This window comes from Pseudomonas sp. FDAARGOS_380, assembly GCF_002591235.1.
Classification (GTDB): domain Bacteria; phylum Pseudomonadota; class Gammaproteobacteria; order Pseudomonadales; family Pseudomonadaceae; genus Aquipseudomonas; species Aquipseudomonas salmasensis.
In genome coordinates, this window is the sequence record NZ_CP023969.1 from 2,408,744 (window position 1) to 2,425,954 (window position 17,211).

The following is a 17,211-nucleotide window of genomic DNA, read 5'->3' on the forward strand; positions in this document are numbered from 1 at the left end:
GATATGACCATGACGAACACAGTATTCAGCCTGGTGTCCATCGGCGCTCACCCCACCTCCGGGCGCCCACGCCGCGCCGAGCAGGACGCGCGCGCGGTCGAGCTGGGGCTGCAACTGGCTGGGGATAAGTTGCAGGTGCTGCACGCGGGTGATGTCAGCGAGCCGACCCTGCGTAGCTACCTGGGCATGGGCCTGCCGCAACTGCAGGTACTCGAACAGCCGGCCGGCGCCGATGCGTTGCCGGTGCTCAGCGAGTATCTGCGCGACGCCGGTGCCCAAGTGGTTCTGACCGGAAGCCAGGCAGAAACCGGCGAAGGTTCGGGGATGCTGCCGTTCCTGTTGGCCGAACAATTGGGCTGGCCGCTGATTGTGGGGCTGGCGCAGGTGGAGTCCATCGACGCCGGCGTAGCCCTGGTGCTGCAGGCGTTGCCTCGCGGCCAGCGGCGGCGCTTGAAGGTGCGCCTGCCGTTTCTTGCCACTGTGGATAACGCGGCGCCCAAGCCACGCCAGAGCGCCTACGGCCCGGCGCAACGGGGTGAGCTGGCGGCCCATGACGTCGAGATTGAACAGGATGAGTTATTCACAGGCGCACTGCTGCAACCGGCCAAGCCACGGCCCAAGCGCCTCAAGGTGATCAAGGCCAAGAGCGGCGCCGATCGGATGAAGGCTGCCACGGCCAAGGCCAGTGGTGGTGGGGGGCAGGTGCTCAAGGGCGTCAGCGCCGAAGAAGGCGCGCAGGCGATTCTCAAGCTTCTTGTAGAAGAGGGTGTCGTACGCTGATACCTGACCACCACCAAACCTTGTGGGAGCTGGCTTACCCACAAGGCCTGTTGATCCGCCTGTGGATAACCTGTTCGCGGTTGTCCACAAGCCCGGCGTATCAAGCTCTCCAGCCCTTTGTACGAAAACTAACCAGCCTAACTCTCGGTTTTTGCTCGGGTTTTCATCGGCTCAATGCCTCGACTTGCCCCCAAAGTCTGTTGGCGCTTTTGTGGATAAGATGTTCGCTATCCGCTACAGGCCTTATGAAACGTGGCTTTCGCAGGATTGGTTAATAATTGATCAAATCTAACTTTTTCGCGTTTTTAACTGCGACACATCCCCGATTTATGAGGGTTTCCCAGGCTTTTCCACAACCCGGACAAAGTTGCCCCCAAAGTCTGTTGGTGCATCTGTGGATAAGGTGTTCGCTTACCGCTGAAAGCCACGCCAAACAAGGCTCTTGTAGGTTTGATCAATAAATGAACAGCTTAAGATAAAACCCGCAAGTTTAAATAAGTCACGGATGTTCTTGATTTAATTTGCGTGCACGGCGTACTTGCCCACAATTGCTGTGGGTGGCTTTGTGGATAAGTTGTGGGGTAAAGGCTGGAAGGCAGGGCCCTAGCGGCTTGCGCGAGAAATGATGTAGGAGCGAGCTTGCTCGCGAAAAACGTCAACGATAACGCGTGCTTCCTGAATATACGCGGTGCCTGTGAGTTTTTCGCGAGCAAGCTCGCTCCTACAGTGTGATCCATAGGTGTCAGTTATTCGTGTGCTGCCACACCTTTGAGGTACGGCGCCGGAGCAGCGCCCAGGTTGCTCAACATGCGCTCGCTGTACCAATCCACAAAATTCACCACGCCAAACTCATAGGTCTTGGAGTAAGGGCCAGGCTGGTAAGCGGTGGAGTTGATGCCACGCTGGTTCTCTTCGGCCAGGCGACGGTCCTGGTCGTTGGTGGCGTCCCACACCTGGCGCATGCGCTCCACGTCGTAGTCCACGCCTTCCACGGCGTCCTTGTGCACGATCCACTTGGTGGTGACCATGGTTTCCTGGGCGCTGATGGGCCACACGGTGAACACAATGATGTGGTCGCCCATGCAGTGGTTCCAGGAGTGGGGCAGGTGCAGGATGCGCATCGAGCCCAGATCCGGGTTCTTGATGCGGCCCATCAGCTTGGCGCAGCCTTGCTTGCCATCCAGAGTCATCGACACGGTGCCCTTGAGCAGCGGCATGCGCACAATGCGGTTACGCAGGCCGAAGCTGGCGTGGGCGTAAGGGATTTTTTCGGCATCCCAGGCGGCGGCAGAAGCGGCCACGTGGTCCTTGAACGCTTGGTCGGCGCGTGGGTCGGTGACGTCGTCCCACTCCAGCAGGGTTTTCAGCAGTTCGGGGTGTGACGCGTTGCAGTGGTAGCACTCGCGGTTGTTTTCCAGCACCAGCTTCCAGTTGGCTTTTTCGAACAAGGTGGTCTGGATCGCCACCTTGGTGTTCTCCATGTCGTAGGGTTCCATGTAATGGCTGAGCGTCGACAGGAAGTCATCGATGGCCGGTGGGTTTTCGGCCAGGCTGATAAAGATGTAGCCGCCAGCGGTCTTTACGTTCACCGGCTTGAGGCCGTACTGCTTCATGTCGAAATCGGCGCCCATCTCGGTGCCGGCGAACAGCAGGCGGCCGTCCAGCTCGTAGGTCCACTGGTGGTAGTGGCAGACCAATTTGGCGACCTTGCCCTTGTCGCTGGTGCACAAGCGTGAGCCACGGTGGCGGCAGACGTTGTGGAACGCATGCACCACGCCGTCGGCCCCCCGGATCACGATGATCGGGTTCTTGCCCACTTGCAGGGTGAGGTAGTTGCCCTTGGTGGGGATTTCGCAGGTCATGCCGGCGATCAACCACTCTTTCTGGAAGATCTCCTGCATGTCGATATCGAACAGCCGCTCATCAGAGTAAAACGGCTGCGGCAGCGAAAAAGTGCGCTCGCGCTCTTGCAGCATTTGCGCGGTGGCCTTGCGTGCGGGTTCCAGCGGATCGCCCAAGCTTAAGGTTGCGGTGACGTCCATCGTGTGTGTCCTCATGGCCATTCTGTGTGGCCGGCGAATAGTGGCTACGGTTGGTGCTGTGCAAGGCGTAAAGAACGCGTCTTTGTTGGGAGCGAGTGTGGGCCCGGCGTCACGTCGGACCTTATCCATGGGCGACATGGCCCAATCTGATCCCGACGCGCAAGCCCCTGTCTTTGGGGGCTGGTCGCCGTAAGTATGTGAATGTCGCAGATAGGTAAATGGGTGGTTCTCGCGTTACGCAGAATCGCCACCATAAGGCCGACGTCGGCGGTGGAGAACAACATGTCCAATAATTTCCTGAATCCGGTAACCACCCAGACCTGGGCCAATGGTCGGCACATCGTCCGTTGCGTCAAAGTCATCCAGGAAACCTGGGATGTGCGCACCTTCTGCTTTATGGCCGATCAGCCGATCCTGTTCTTTTTCAAGCCGGGGCAATTCGTCACCCTGGAGCTGGAAATCGAAGGCCAGCCGATCATGCGCTCGTACACCATTTCCAGCTCACCGTCGGTGCCTTACAGTTTTTCGGTGACCATCAAGCGCGTACCGGGCGGCCGGGTTTCCAACTGGCTGCACGATACCTTGCACGAAGGCCAGGAGTTGGCCGTACACGGCCCGGTCGGGCTGTTCAATGCCATCGACTTCCCAAGCCCTAAAGTGCTGTACCTCAGCGGTGGGGTCGGCATCACGCCGGTGATGTCCATGGCGCGCTGGTTCTACGACACCAACGCCAACGTCGACATGACCTTTATCCACAGCGCCCGCTCGCCCAAGGACATCATCTATCACCGCGAGCTGGAGCACATGGCGTCGCGGATCGACAACTTCAGCCTGCACCTGATCTGCGAAAAACACGGCCTGGGCGAACCCTGGGCCGGGTATCGCGGCTATCTGAACCACAAGATGCTGGAGCTGATGGTGCCGGACTTCCTGGAGCGCGAAGTGTTCTGCTGCGGCCCTACGCCGTACATGAACGCAGTGAAGCGTTTGCTGGAAGTCGCCGGTTTCGACATGACCCGTTATCACGAAGAATCCTTTGGCGCGACGCCACCGGAAGCCCGTGCCGATGCGGTGGAGCAGGCCGAGCAAGCGGCAGATGCGCCGGAGATCGACCTGGCAGACCTGCATCAGGTGGAATTTATCGCGTCCGGCAAGAGCATTCGCGTGGCGCCGGGGGAAACCGTGCACGCCGCAGCCGCCAAGCTCGGCCTGCTGATCCCCAAGGCCTGTGGCATGGGCATCTGTGGCACGTGCAAGGTGATGAAGCTGGGCGGCGAGGTGGAGATGGAGCACAACGGCGGGATTACCGAAGAGGACGAAGCCGAAGGCTACATCCTGTCGTGCTGCAGTGTGCCGAAGGGTGATGTACGCATCGAATTCTGATCTGCTCGTTCCCACGCTCAGCGTGGGAACGCCGCCCAGGACGCTCCGCGTCCCGTCGCAAGTGAAGGGTGACCCGGATCTTCAGAGCCACGGTTGGATGTCGATCAGGCCAGGCATACCCGCATAGTTGCGAGCGCTGGAGTAACGCCAGTGTTCAGCCAGGTCCACATAGCCTCGCTTTATGGAGTTGTGATGGATGTAATCAAGCTTCTGGCGCATGACAGCCTCGCTGTAGATCAATTGCGCATGTGAGCCTTCCTGCCACAGTTGATAAACACGATCTGTCTTGTGTGCACGCTTGCAGAAACGCAGGCGCTGCAATACCCGCTCCGCGCCTTTGCTTTGCAGGTCGTCAATGATGGTGCGAGCGGTGAAGGATTTGAATTGGCTGACGCACTTTCGTGGGAACGAGCAACTTCTTCAGCGTCGCGTCGCAGTCTGCGACGCGAGCCTTAGGTGTTAACGCTTATTGGGCGTAGATATGAACAACAAAGTGCTGGCCTGAGGTTGTCAGTTCGTAGACTTTGTCGTAGATGGTCAGGGTTTGCGATGGCTCTTGAATGGTATCCCCGATTTTGGCGTGTTTCCTGAACTCATCCCAGTCAATGACCGTGGTGCTACTGCTGCCGCCGCTTTGCAATGCGTTGCTATTGCTTTGATATTCCATGATTAAGCTCTCCATTGATTTACCTTTGCCGCCGATTATTCGGCCGGCAGTGAAACCCGAAAGGTGGCAGATATCGCTGCGTTTTCCTTGCGGGTAACAAGAGGCTAGACAATAAAAACGAGCCGTATTGCTGTCAGAAATATCAAAAAACAGTCTCGGCGATCGGCCAGTACGGACTGGCCGAATTCGTACGTTAAGCGTTCATGACTTCCCGAATATCGGCGGCCAGTTCCCTTACACGCTCTTCCTCGGTATCCCACGCACACATGAAGCGCGCACCGCCTTTGCCGATGAAGGTGTAGAAGCGCCAGCCCTTGGCGGTCAGCGCTGCAATTGCGGGTTCCGAGAGTTGCAGGAACACGCCGTTGGCCTGTACCGGGAACATCAATTCCACGCCGGGAATATCCGCCACCAGGCTGCTCAGCAATTGCGCGCAATGGTTGGCGTGGCGTGCATGCTTGAGCCAGGCGCCATTTTCCAGCAGGCCTACCCATGGTGCAGAAAGGAAGCGCATTTTCGACGCCAACTGACCGGCCTGTTTGCAGCGGTAATCAAAGTCTTCAGCCAGTTTGTGATTGAAGAACAGGATGGCTTCACCCACCGCCATGCCGTTTTTGGTGCCGCCAAAGCACAGCACATCCACGCCGGCTTTCCAGGTCAGGTCGGCCGGTGAGCAACCCAGGAATGCACAGGCATTGGCGAAGCGTGCGCCGTCCATGTGCAGGTTCAGGCCCAGCTCCTTGCAGGTGGCGCTGATCGCGCGGATTTCTTCGGGGGTGTACACGCTGCCGACTTCGGTGGCTTGGGTCAGGGTGACCACGCGAGGCTTGGGGTAGTGGATGTCCTGACGCTTGAGGGCGATCTCGCGGATCGACTCCGGGGTCAACTTGCCGTTTTCGGTGCGGGCAACCAGCAGTTTGGAGCCGTTGGAGAAAAACTCCGGCGCGCCGCATTCGTCGGTCTCGACGTGGGCGGTTTCCGAGCAAATCACGCTATGGTAGCTCTGGCACAACGAGGACAGCGCCAGGGAGTTGGCGGCCGTACCGTTGAAAGCGAAGAACACCTCGCAGTCGGTCTCGAACAGATTGCGGAAACCGTCGGCGGCGCGGTGGGTCCATTCATCATCGCCGTAGGCGCGCTGATGGCCCTGGTTGGCTTGTTCCATGGCGGCCCAGGCTTCCGGGCAGATGCCGGAATAGTTGTCACTGGCGAATTGTTGGCTCTTGTCGGTCATGGCCCGTTCCTGTGGTCGATGTTGGTGCGCACTTTACCCAAGATTGCCGGGGGCGCGCACGCACTGTAAATGCAAAGTCGTTGGGGAATTATGCACGGTACTCAAACCCTGCCTGTCGGACCTGTCCGAGATGGCGCTTTGGATCTGCTCAAGTGGCTGGCGCTGCTGAGTATGGTGCTCGATCACCTGCGCTATGTGGGGCTGAGCCTGGATGGGCTATACGTGCCGGGGCGCCTGGCGTTTCCGTGGTTTTGCCTGGCGATTGCGGCCAATTTGCATCGGGTCCGCAATGCTCCGGTGACCGGCCATTGGCGCTACCTGGGTTGGTTGCTGCTGTTCAGCGTGATCAGCGAGGTGCCGTACCGGCTATTTATCGAGGATGCCGATACCTTGAACGTGTTGCCGACCCTGGCGCTGGGCTTGCTGGTTGCCCGAGGTTGGCAGCAACAGGCGCTTTTTGATCGAGGATTAGCGCTGATAGCACTCAGTATCGCGGCGGTGTTTGCGACACATCTGATGTTCGGCTTTTTCGGCGTGTTGCTGCCCTTGGCGATGTTGCTGGTGTTTACTCGACCCTGGTATTTCAGCCTATTGCCGGGGGTGGTGTGTGTCGCTGCCAATCAATGGCAGATTCTGCTCAATAGCGGCACGCTTGTGGCGCAGCTGGGGTTGGCTGCATGTCTGATTGCGCCCATGGCTGGGTGGGTCTTATTGCGACACGCCCGCAGCGTTGCGCCCCCGGCAATGCGCCGCTGGGCCTATGCCCTTTATCCGCTGCACTTCCTCCTGTTGCTGCTCCTTCGCACGCTCATCGCCTAACCCGCCTGTAGGAGCGAGCTTGCTCGCGAAAAACGTCAACGATTACGCGTGCTTACTGAATAAACACTGCGCCTATGAGTTTTTCGCGAGCAAGCTCGCTCCTACAAATTGTGAGGCCTGCCAATATCATTCGTTCAGTCATGTCGTAAACGCACCTTTGCGTGGCGTGCGCAGGCATTTGGCCCGCACGCGCCAGCCCTACCATCGCATCAAAGGGCCCTGCACGGGCCTCAACAATACGAAAGGCTGGGAGAGACGCGATGTTCAGCAAACAAGACCAGATCCAGGGATATGACGACGCACTGCTGGCGGCGATGAATGCCGAGGAGCAGCGCCAGGAAGATCATATCGAGCTGATCGCGTCGGAGAACTACACCAGCAAGCGCGTGATGGAAGCCCAAGGCAGCGGCCTCACCAACAAATACGCCGAAGGCTACCCGGGCAAGCGCTACTACGGTGGCTGCGAGCATGTGGACAAGGTCGAAGCCCTGGCCATCGAACGCGCCAAGCAGCTGTTCGGCGCCGATTACGCCAACGTGCAACCGCACTCCGGTTCCTCGGCCAACAGCGCGGTGTACCTGGCGCTGATCAATGCCGGCGACACCATCCTGGGCATGAGCCTGGCCCACGGCGGTCACCTGACCCACGGCGCCAAAGTGTCGTCCTCGGGCAAGCTGTACAACGCGGTGCAATACGGCATCAACACCGACACCGGCCTGATCGACTACGACGAGGTCGAGCGCCTGGCGGTCGAGCACAAGCCGAAGATGGTCGTGGCGGGTTTCTCGGCCTACTCCAAGACCCTGGATTTCCCACGCTTCCGTCAGATCGCTGACAAAGTAGGCGCGCTGCTGTTCGTCGATATGGCCCACGTTGCCGGCCTGGTCGCCGCCGGCCTGTACCCCAACCCGCTGCCTTACGCCGACGTGGTCACCACCACCACCCACAAGACCCTGCGCGGTCCACGGGGCGGCTTGATCCTGGCCAAGGCCAACGAAGAAATCGAAAAGAAACTCAACGCTGCGGTATTCCCCGGCGCTCAAGGCGGCCCGCTGATGCACGTGATCGCCGGCAAGGCCGTGTGCTTCAAGGAAGCGCTGGAGCCCGGCTTCAAGGCTTACCAGCAGCAAGTGATCGATAACGCCCAGGCCATGGCCGAAGTGTTCATCAAGCGTGGCTACGACGTGGTCTCCGGCGGCACCGACAACCACCTGTTCCTGGTCAGCCTGATCCGCCAGGGCCTCACCGGCAAAGAGGCGGACGCCGCCCTGGGGCGCGCCCACATCACCGTCAACAAGAACGCGGTACCAAATGACCCGCAGTCGCCGTTCGTGACCTCGGGCCTGCGCATCGGTACCCCGGCGGTGACCACCCGTGGCTTCAAAGTGCCGCAGTGCGTCGAGCTGGCCGGCTGGATCTGCGACATCCTCGACAACCTCGGCGACGCCGATGTCGAGGCCAACGTGGCCAAGCACGTGTCTGCCCTGTGCGCTGATTTCCCGGTTTATCGCTGAGCGCGGTTTTGGAGTAATGACTATGCAACGCTACTCAGGCTTCGGCCTCTTCAAGCACTCCCTCAGCCATCACGAAAACTGGCAGAAGATGTGGCGCACGCCGACCCCTAAAAAGGTCTATGACGTGGTGATCGTCGGCGGTGGCGGGCATGGTCTGGCGACCGCCTATTACTTGGCCAAGGAGCACGGCATCACCAACGTGGCCGTGGTCGAGAAAGGCTGGCTGGGCGGCGGTAACACCGCGCGCAACACCACCATCGTGCGTTCCAACTACCTGTGGGACGAGTCGGCGCACCTGTACGAACACGCCATGAAACTCTGGGAAGGTTTGTCCCAGGACCTGAACTACAACGTGATGTTCTCCCAGCGCGGCGTGTACAACCTGTGCCACACCCTGCAGGACATCCGTGATTCCGAGCGCCGTGTGAGCGCCAACCGCCTCAACGGCGTAGACGGCGAACTGCTGAATGCCCAGCAAGTGGCCGACGAAATCCCGTACCTGGATTGCTCCAAGAACACCCGTTACCCCGTGCTCGGTGCCACCGTGCAACGGCGCGGCGGCGTGGCCCGTCACGATGCCGTGGCCTGGGGCTTTGCCCGCGCTGCCGACGCCTTGGGCGTGGACTTGATCCAGCAGACCGAAGTGATCGGTTTTCGCAAGGAAAACGGCGTGTGCATCGGTGTGGAAACCAACAAGGGCTTTATCGGCGCCAAGCGCGTCGGTGTGGTCACAGCCGGTAACTCCGGGCACATGGCTTCGCTGGCGGGCTTTCGCCTGCCGATCGAATCCCACCCGCTGCAAGCTCTGGTGTCGGAGCCGATCAAGCCGATTATCGACAGCGTGATCATGTCCAACGCCGTGCACGGCTACATCAGCCAGTCCGACAAGGGCGACCTGGTGATCGGCGCCGGTATCGACGGCTACAACGGCTACGGCCAGCGCGGCTCGTACCCGGTGATCGAGCACACCATCCAGGCCATCGTCGAGATGTTCCCGGTGCTGTCACGGGTGCGTATGAACCGCCAGTGGGGCGGCATCGTCGACACCACTCCGGACGCCTGCCCGATCATTTCCAAGACCCCAGTGCCGAACATGTTCTTCAACTGCGGTTGGGGTACGGGCGGCTTCAAGGCCACCCCAGGCTCAGGCAACGTGTTTGCCGCCAGCCTGGCCAAGGGTGAAATGCACCCGCTGGCCGCGCCTTTTTCCATCGACCGTTTCCACAACGGTGCGCTGATCGACGAACACGGCGCTGCGGCCGTCGCCCACTAACAGGAGAAATTCCCTATGTTGCATATCTTCTGTCCTCACTGTGGCGAACTGCGCTCCGAAGAGGAATTCCACGCGTCCGGCCAAGCGCACATCCCGCGCCCGCTGGACCCGAATGCCTGCACCGACGAGCAGTGGGGCGACTACATGTTCTTTCGCGATAACCCACGCGGGCTGCACCACGAACTGTGGATCCATGCCGCCGGTTGCCGCCAGTATTTCAACGCCACCCGCGACACTGTGACCTACGAAATTCTTGAAACCTACAAGATCGGTGAGAAGCCTCAGTTCACCGCCAAGGCCTCTGGAGAGAAGGTATGAGCCAGATCAATCGCCTGTCCAACGGTGGCCGCATCGACCGTAATAAAGTCCTGACGTTTACGTTCAACGGTCAGAGCTACAAAGGCTTTGAAGGCGACACCCTGGCCGCAGCCCTGCTGGCCAACGGCGTCGATATCATTGGCCGCAGCTTCAAGTACTCGCGCCCACGGGGCATCTTTGCCGCAGGCGCCGAAGAGCCGAACGCGGTGCTGCAGATCGGCGCCACCGAAGCCACGCAGATCCCCAACGTGCGCGCCACCCAACAGGCGCTGTACCAGGGATTGGTCGCCACCAGCACCAACGGCTGGCCGAGCGTGAACAACGACATGATGGGCATTCTCGGCAAGGTCGGCGGCAAGCTGATGCCGCCGGGCTTCTACTACAAAACCTTCATGTACCCGCAATCGTTCTGGATGACCTACGAGAAGTACATCCGCAAGGCGGCGGGCCTTGGCCGTTCGCCCACCGAGAACGATCCGGACACCTACGACAACTTCAACCGTCATTGCGATGTGCTGGTGGTCGGTGCAGGCCCATCCGGCCTGGCAGCGGCACTGGCGGCGGCGCGCAGCGGTGCCCGTGTGATCATCGCCGACGAGCAAGAGGAATTTGGTGGCTCGCTGCTCGATTCCCGTGAAAGCCTCGACGGCAAGCCCGCCACTGAATGGGTCGCCAGCGTCATTGCCGAATTGAAAGCCCTGCCGGACGTGGTGCTGCTGCCCCGCGCCACCGTCAACGGCTACCACGACCATAACTTCCTGACCATTCACGAACGCCTGACCGACCACCTGGGTGACCGTGCGCCGATTGGTGTGGTGCGTCAGCGTATCCACCGCGTACGTGCCAAGCGTGTGGTGCTGGCCACCGGTGCGTGCGAGCGTCCGCTGGTGTACGGCAACAACGATGTGCCGGGCAATATGCTCGCGGGTGCGGTGTCTACCTATGTGCGTCGCTATGGCGTGGCACCGGGTAAAAAGCTGCTGCTGTCGACCAACAATGACCATGCCTACCGCGTAGCGCTGGACTGGTTCGATGCGGGCCTCACCGTTGTCGCGGTGGCCGATGCGCGTCACAACCCACGCGGGGCACTGGTTGAAGAAGCCCGTGCCAAAGGCATTCGCATCCTCACCGGCAGCGCCGTGATCGAAGCCCGTGGCAGCAAGCACGTGACCGGTGCCCGCGTGGCGGCCATCGACGTCAAGGCGCATAAAGTCACCAGCCCCGGCGAGTGGCTGGACTGTGACCTGGTCGCCAGCTCCGGCGGTTACAGCCCGGTGGTGCACCTGGCCTCGCACCTGGGCGGCAAGCCGACCTGGCGTGAAGATATCCTCGGTTTTGTACCGGGCGAAGCTCCACAAAAACGCGTGTGCGTGGGCGGCATCAACGGTGTCTACGGCCTTGGCGATTCCCTCGCCGATGGCTTTGAAGGCGGCGTGCGTGCGGCCAGCGAAGCCGGTTTTGCCCCGGTTGAAGGCACGCTGCCAAAAGCCTTGAGCCGTCTTGAAGAACCAACCCTGGCGCTGTTCCAGGTGCCCCACGAAAAAGCCACTGCACGGGCGCCAAAGCAATTTGTCGACCTGCAAAACGACGTGACCGCCGCCGCCATCGAACTGGCCACCCGCGAAGGTTTCGAGTCGGTGGAGCACGTCAAACGCTACACCGCGCTGGGCTTCGGCACCGACCAGGGCAAGCTGGGTAACGTCAACGGCCTGGCCATCGCCGCCCGTTCGCTGAACGTGACCATCCCGCAGATGGGCACCACCATGTTCCGTCCCAACTACACGCCGGTGACATTCGGCGCCGTAGCGGGCCGTCACTGTGGGCATATCTTCGAGCCGGTACGCTACACCGCGCTGCAAGCCTGGCACGTGAAGAACGGCGCCGAGTTTGAAGACGTCGGCCAGTGGAAACGCCCGTGGTATTTCCCGCGTAACGGTGAAGACCTGCACGCCGCAGTGAAGCGCGAATGCCTGGCCGTGCGTGACAGCGTCGGCCTGCTGGACGCGTCCACCCTCGGCAAGATCGACATTCAAGGCCCGGATGCCCGCGAGTTCCTCAACCGTATCTACAGCAACGCCTGGACCAAGCTCGACGTGGGCAAGGCGCGCTACGGCCTGATGTGCAAGGAAGATGGCATGGTCTTCGACGACGGCGTGACGGCCTGTCTGGCCGACAACCACTTCCTGATGACCACCACCACTGGCGGCGCCGCCCGCGTATTGCAGTGGCTGGAAATCTACCAGCAGACCGAATGGCCGGACCTCAAGGTGTACTTCACCTCGGTCACCGACCATTGGGCAACCATGACCCTGTCGGGCCCCAACAGCCGTAAGCTGCTGGCGGAAGTCACCGACATCGACCTGGACAAGGACGGCTTCCCGTTCATGACCTGGAAAGAAGGCCTGGTGGGCGGCGTGCCGGCGCGGGTGTTCCGTATCTCGTTTACCGGTGAGCTGTCGTACGAAGTCAACGTGCAGGCCGACTACGCCATGGGCGTGCTGGAAAAAATCGTCGAGGCCGGCAAAAAGTACAACCTGACCCCGTACGGCACCGAGACCATGCACGTACTGCGCGCCGAGAAGGGCTTCATCATCGTCGGGCAAGACACCGACGGCTCGATGACCCCGGATGACCTGAACATGGGCTGGTGCGTTGGCCGTACCAAACCGTTCTCGTGGATCGGCTGGCGTGGGATGAACCGTGAAGACTGCGTGCGCGAAGAGCGCAAGCAATTGGTGGGGCTCAAGCCGATTGATCCGAACGTGTGGCTGCCGGAAGGCGCGCAGTTGGTGTTCGATCCGAAGCAGACGATCCCGATGAAGATGGTGGGGCACGTTACCTCAAGTTATGCGCATAACTCCCTGGGCTATTCGTTTGCCATGGGTGTGGTGAAGGGCGGCTTGAAGCGCATCGGCGAGCGGGTGTTCTCGCCGCAAGCGGATGGCAGCGTGATCGAGGCCGAGATTGTTTCATCGGTGTTCTTTGACCCGAAAGGCGATCGCCAGAACATCTGACACCTGATCGTTCCCACGCTCCGCGTGGGAATGCATTCCGGGGCGCTCTGCGCCCCAAGAGCGGACGCTGAGCGTCCATGGCGGCATCCCCACGCAGAGCGTGGGAACGATCAACAGAATTCAGAACAGGTGCTTTATGACAGCAGCCAATGTTTACCAACAACGCCCCACCACCGGTGCCAAGGCCGAGTCGTCGCTGCACCATGCCGACCTCGCCAGCCTGGTGGGCAAGGGCCGCAAGAACGCCGGCGTGACCGTGCGTGAAAAGAAACTCCTCGGCCACCTGACCATCCGTGGCGATGGCCATGACGCCGCCTTCGCCGCTGGCGTACACAAGGCCGTCGGCATTGAACTGCCCGGCCCCCTGAGCGTGGTCTTCAAGGGTGAAACCAGCCTGCAGTGGCTCGGCCCGGATGAGTGGCTGTTGATCGTGCCGAGCGGTGAAGAATTTGCCGCCGAGCAAAACCTGCGCGCCGCCCTGGGCGACCTGCATATCCAGATCGTCAACGTCAGCGGCGGCCAGCAGATTCTTGAACTGAGCGGCCCGAATGTGCGCGATGTGCTGATGAAGTCCACCAGCTACGACGTGCACCCCAACAACTTCCCGGTCGGCAAAGCCGTGGGTACGGTGTTCGCCAAGTCGCAACTGGTGATCCGTCATACCAGCGAGGACACCTGGGAGCTGCTGATCCGTCGCAGCTTCTCGGATTACTGGTGGTTGTGGCTGCAGGATGCCTCGGCCGAATTCGGCCTGAATGTTGTCGCATGATGATCATTCCCACGCAAAGCGTGGGAACGATCAGCCTGAGGAGTGACCTATGAGCCGCGCACCCGATACATGGATTTTGACCGCCGACTGCCCCAGCGTGCTCGGCACGGTGGACGCGGTCACCCGCTACCTGTTCGAGCAGGGCTGCTACGTCACCGAGCACCATTCGTTCGATGACCGCCTTTCTGGCCGGTTTTTCATTCGTGTGGAGTTCCGCCAGCCCGACGGTTTCGACGAGCAAGCCTTTCGCGCAGGTCTGGCGACCCGTGGCGAAGCGTTTGGCATGATCTTCGAACTGACGGCGCCGAACTACCGGCCCAAAGTGGTGATCATGGTCTCCAAGGCCGATCACTGCCTGAACGACCTGCTGTATCGCCAGCGCATCGGCCAGTTGTCGATGGATGTGGTCGCGGTGGTGTCCAACCACCCTGATCTGAAACCGTTGGCCGACTGGCACCAGATTCCCTACTACCATTTCCCCCTGGACCCCAACGACAAACCGTCCCAGGAGCGTCAGGTGTGGCAAGTGGTGGAAGACACCGGCGCCGAATTGGTGATTCTTGCGCGCTACATGCAAGTGCTGTCACCGGAGCTGTGCCGCAAGCTGGACGGCAAGGCCATCAACATTCATCACTCGTTGCTGCCGGGCTTCAAGGGCGCCAAGCCGTATCACCAGGCGTACAACAAGGGCGTGAAACTGGTGGGCGCCACGGCGCATTACATCAACAACGATCTGGATGAAGGGCCGATCATCGCCCAAGGCGTGGAAGTGGTGGATCACAGCCACTATCCCGAAGACTTGATTGCCAAGGGCCGCGATATCGAAGGGCTCACATTGGCGCGGGCGGTGGGGTATCACATTGAGCGGCGGGTGTTCTTGAATGCCAATCGCACTGTCGTTCTTTAGATCGCTATCGCAGGCAAGCCAGCTCCCACACGCTTGAATGTGTGAACCCGATCCACTGTGGGAGCTGGCTTGCCTGCGATGAGGCCCTTACAAGCAACACAAGAAACAGCATCTGTAATCCGAGCACTTAACGCGCGGCCCCAAGGGCAACGCAGTTCCATAAAAACAACAGCGAGGTGAAAGCATGTCTGGTAATCGTGGTGTCGTGTATCTCGGCAACGGCAAGGTCGAAGTACAGAAAATCGACTATCCCAAAATGCAGGACCCCCGTGGCAGGAAGATTGAGCACGGCGTCATCCTGCGCGTGGTCTCCACCAACATCTGCGGCTCCGACCAACACATGGTGCGCGGCCGCACCACGGCCCAGACCGGCCTGGTGCTGGGTCATGAAATCACCGGTGAAGTGATCGAGAAGGGCAGCGACGTCGAGAACCTGAAAATCGGTGACCTGGTGTCCGTGCCCTTCAACGTGGCGTGCGGCCGCTGCCGCTCCTGCAAGGAACAACACACCGGCGTCTGCCTGACCGTCAACCCGGCCCGGGCCGGTGGTGCCTACGGCTACGTGGACATGGGCGACTGGACCGGCGGCCAGGCCGAGTACGTGCTGGTGCCGTATGCCGACTTCAACCTGCTGAAACTGCCGGACCGCGACAAGGCCATGGAGAAAATCCGTGACCTGACCTGCCTCTCCGACATCCTGCCCACCGGCTATCACGGCGCCGTCACGGCCGGTGTTGGCCCAGGCAGCACCGTGTACATCGCCGGCGCCGGCCCGGTGGGTCTGGCGGCTGCGGCCTCCGCTCGTTTGCTGGGTGCAGCGGTAGTGATCATCGGTGACGTCAATTCAATCCGCCTGGCCCACGCCAAGGCCCAGGGTTTTGAAGTGGTCGACCTGTCCACCGATACCCCTTTGCACGAACAGATTGCCGCGTTGCTCGGCGAGCCGGAAGTGGACTGCGCCGTTGACTGCGTAGGCTTTGAAGCACGCGGCCACGGCCACGATGGCGTCAAGGCCGAAGCCCCGGCCACGGTGCTCAACTCGCTGATGGGCGTGGTGCGCGTGGCGGGCAAGATCGGTATCCCAGGCCTGTATGTGACCGAAGACCCAGGTGCTGTCGATGCCGCCGCGAAAATGGGCAGCCTGAGCATTCGCTTCGGCTTGGGCTGGGCCAAATCCCACAGCTTCCACACCGGGCAAACACCCGTGATGAAGTACAACCGCCAACTGATGCAGGCGATCATGTGGGACCGTATCAACATCGCCGAAATCGTCGGCGTGCAGGTGATCAGCCTGGACGATGCGCCACGTGGCTATGGCGAGTTCGATGCGGGTGTGCCGAAGAAGTTTGTGATTGATCCGCATAAGTTGTTCAGTGCGGCGTAAAGCGTTGGGCAAATGAAAAAGGGCGACCCGTGGGTCGCCCTTTCTTATTTTTGTAGATTCAGCCTCAAATTAGGAACGGCGGTTGTGCCATTTTCAACAATGGTTTTTCCGCCGTAGTTGCACCGAGTTACTCCATTAACTACCTCGTAGGACTCAGGTGCAAGTTCGTACTTGTCCGCCAGATAGTCATCCGTTGTTCCAGCAGTTTCTCCTGTCCAGGAGCCTTCAGTATTAGATGACGTGTATTTGAAACCGTCTTCGAATTTCTTTTCCTTACCCACAAAATACTCTTGCTTCGTGGGCGTTGACTCTATGTTTTTGACTTTGGGGCATTTATCTATGTCAGCAGCATAAGCATTGCCAGCTAATAAACAGGCCGCCATCAACCCTACAATTAACGTCTTATCCATTTTTCCGTTCCTTGAAGCGTGGTGTGGAACTAGATGTTATTAAGCGTGATAAGCGAGGGATACTGTGAGAACTGACAGTTATTCATATCGATAAGGAATAAGAAGGAGGAGGTATATTCCGTGTGTTTCATTGTGAGCGGCAGCAGGGGCTTTAAAAAAATGCCGGCCACTGACCGCTCATATCACATGCTGTGAGGGTTAACGCATTGCCAGTGCCCCTTGATACACCGTCGGGCCGGTTGGCTGCTTACTCACTGAACCACCTTTGGTTTCAGAACTTACCATCAACTCCACCGGTTGTTTGATGGTCTCCTGCTGGCGGGGGTTCAGGCCAATGATGCCTTTGCCATCCTCGGGCAACAGGCCAAGGGATACCGGTGTGCCGTCTTTGGGAATCGCCCAGAGTTCAAGGCTTTGGTCCGGTGCTGGCGCCGTGGAGGCAATCGGTTCTACTTCCAGGTAATCCTTATGGGCCATGATTTGTGCGGCCGGCTGCTGAGTCGTGGTCACCAACGTTGCCGCGGATTTGACGCTGTCCTGGGTGTAGAGCGCGCCGCCGATACCGGCAACCACCACCACGCAGGCGCCGATGAACAGGCGAGGGCGGCTCCAGAACGCAGGCTTGTGCTCAATCACTGGGGGTTGGATCGCAGTCATAAGTCTCTTCTCGACAAATTTTGTAGTCAGTTCATGGACC

15 protein-coding genes and 1 pseudogene are annotated in these 17,211 nt (G+C 60.0%); 10 read left to right on the forward strand and 6 right to left on the reverse strand.

The genetic code is table 11. The features are described 5' to 3' along the window. Nucleotides 1-3: 3 nt before the first annotated feature. Nucleotides 4-780 carry an electron transfer flavoprotein subunit beta gene (locus CRN80_RS11330; protein ID WP_164545343.1) on the forward strand — a complete coding sequence of 259 codons (777 nt, stop codon included), beginning with the start codon at nt 4-6 and terminating at the stop codon, nt 778-780. A 746-nt stretch (nt 781-1,526) separates the two neighbouring features. On the opposite strand, the gene gbcA is transcribed toward CRN80_RS11330, so the two are convergent. Beyond that, entirely contained in the window at nt 1,527-2,822 is a 1,296-nt protein-coding gene (gene gbcA, locus CRN80_RS11335) for a glycine-betaine demethylase subunit GbcA (protein WP_032894948.1), read from the reverse strand. A gap of 282 nt (nt 2,823-3,104) precedes the next feature. Here gbcA and gbcB point away from each other — a divergent pair, with 282 nt between their 5' ends. Continuing rightward, nucleotides 3,105-4,205 carry a glycine-betaine demethylase subunit GbcB gene (gbcB, locus tag CRN80_RS11345; RefSeq protein ID WP_014720237.1) on the forward strand — a complete coding sequence of 367 codons (1,101 nt, stop codon included), beginning with the start codon at nt 3,105-3,107 and terminating at the stop codon, nt 4,203-4,205. Nucleotides 4,206-4,286: 81 nt separating this feature from the next. Here gbcB and CRN80_RS11350 read toward each other — a convergent pair. From CRN80_RS11350 to CRN80_RS11360, 3 genes and pseudogenes are all read right to left on the reverse strand, one after another. Further along, nucleotides 4,287-4,604: pseudogene (locus tag CRN80_RS11350) on the reverse strand (transposase); the annotation flags it as partial. A 67-nt stretch (nt 4,605-4,671) separates the two neighbouring features. Beyond that, nucleotides 4,672-4,872, reverse strand: a complete 201-nt coding sequence (locus CRN80_RS11355; protein ID WP_032894949.1) for a hypothetical protein — start codon at nt 4,870-4,872, stop codon at nt 4,672-4,674. A gap of 193 nt (nt 4,873-5,065) precedes the next feature. Next, nucleotides 5,066-6,106 carry a low specificity L-threonine aldolase gene (locus tag CRN80_RS11360; protein ID WP_032894950.1) on the reverse strand — a complete coding sequence of 347 codons (1,041 nt, stop codon included), beginning with the start codon at nt 6,104-6,106 and terminating at the stop codon, nt 5,066-5,068. A gap of 90 nt (nt 6,107-6,196) precedes the next feature. On the opposite strand from CRN80_RS11360, the gene CRN80_RS11365 reads away from it, so the two are divergent. From CRN80_RS11365 to fdhA, 8 genes are all read left to right on the forward strand, one after another. Further along, nucleotides 6,197-6,925: a TraX family protein gene (locus CRN80_RS11365; protein ID WP_098950165.1), complete on the forward strand. Its 729-nt coding sequence runs from the start codon at nt 6,197-6,199 to the stop codon at nt 6,923-6,925. Nucleotides 6,926-7,185: 260 nt separating this feature from the next. Next, complete coding sequence (gene glyA / locus CRN80_RS11370; protein WP_003194857.1) at nt 7,186-8,439, forward strand: serine hydroxymethyltransferase; 1,254 nt, start codon at nt 7,186-7,188, stop codon at nt 8,437-8,439. A 22-nt stretch (nt 8,440-8,461) separates the two neighbouring features. Next, complete coding sequence (locus CRN80_RS11375) at nt 8,462-9,712, forward strand: sarcosine oxidase subunit beta (RefSeq protein ID WP_003176546.1); 1,251 nt, start codon at nt 8,462-8,464, stop codon at nt 9,710-9,712. A gap of 15 nt (nt 9,713-9,727) precedes the next feature. After that, nucleotides 9,728-10,030, forward strand: a complete 303-nt coding sequence (locus CRN80_RS11380) for a sarcosine oxidase subunit delta (RefSeq protein WP_003194855.1) — start codon at nt 9,728-9,730, stop codon at nt 10,028-10,030. Continuing rightward, a complete protein-coding gene (locus tag CRN80_RS11385) occupies nt 10,027-13,044 on the forward strand; it encodes a sarcosine oxidase subunit alpha (protein WP_032894955.1) in 3,018 nt (1,005 codons plus the stop codon). Before CRN80_RS11380 ends, CRN80_RS11385 begins: the two co-directional genes overlap by 4 nt. 136 nt (nt 13,045-13,180) lie before the next feature. Further along, the gene (locus CRN80_RS11390) at nt 13,181-13,813 is read left to right on the forward strand and encodes a sarcosine oxidase subunit gamma (RefSeq protein ID WP_032894956.1); all 633 of its coding nucleotides are present in this window, start codon (nt 13,181-13,183) and stop codon (nt 13,811-13,813) included. A gap of 49 nt (nt 13,814-13,862) precedes the next feature. Beyond that, complete coding sequence (gene purU / locus CRN80_RS11395) at nt 13,863-14,720, forward strand: formyltetrahydrofolate deformylase (RefSeq protein WP_032894958.1); 858 nt, start codon at nt 13,863-13,865, stop codon at nt 14,718-14,720. A 184-nt stretch (nt 14,721-14,904) separates the two neighbouring features. After that, the gene (gene fdhA / locus CRN80_RS11400; protein WP_014720230.1) at nt 14,905-16,104 is read left to right on the forward strand and encodes a formaldehyde dehydrogenase, glutathione-independent; all 1,200 of its coding nucleotides are present in this window, start codon (nt 14,905-14,907) and stop codon (nt 16,102-16,104) included. 44 nt (nt 16,105-16,148) lie between these two features. Here the strand turns inward: fdhA and CRN80_RS11405 are convergent, their stop codons facing one another. Both CRN80_RS11405 and CRN80_RS11410 read right to left on the reverse strand, forming a co-directional pair. Then, nucleotides 16,149-16,514 (reverse strand): hypothetical protein, encoded by a 366-nt coding sequence (locus CRN80_RS11405; protein ID WP_098950166.1) that lies wholly within the window; start codon nt 16,512-16,514, stop codon nt 16,149-16,151. 198 nt (nt 16,515-16,712) lie between these two features. Beyond that, complete coding sequence (locus CRN80_RS11410; RefSeq protein ID WP_032894959.1) at nt 16,713-17,171, reverse strand: anti-sigma factor domain-containing protein; 459 nt, start codon at nt 17,169-17,171, stop codon at nt 16,713-16,715. Between the last annotated feature and the right edge of the window lie 40 nt (nt 17,172-17,211).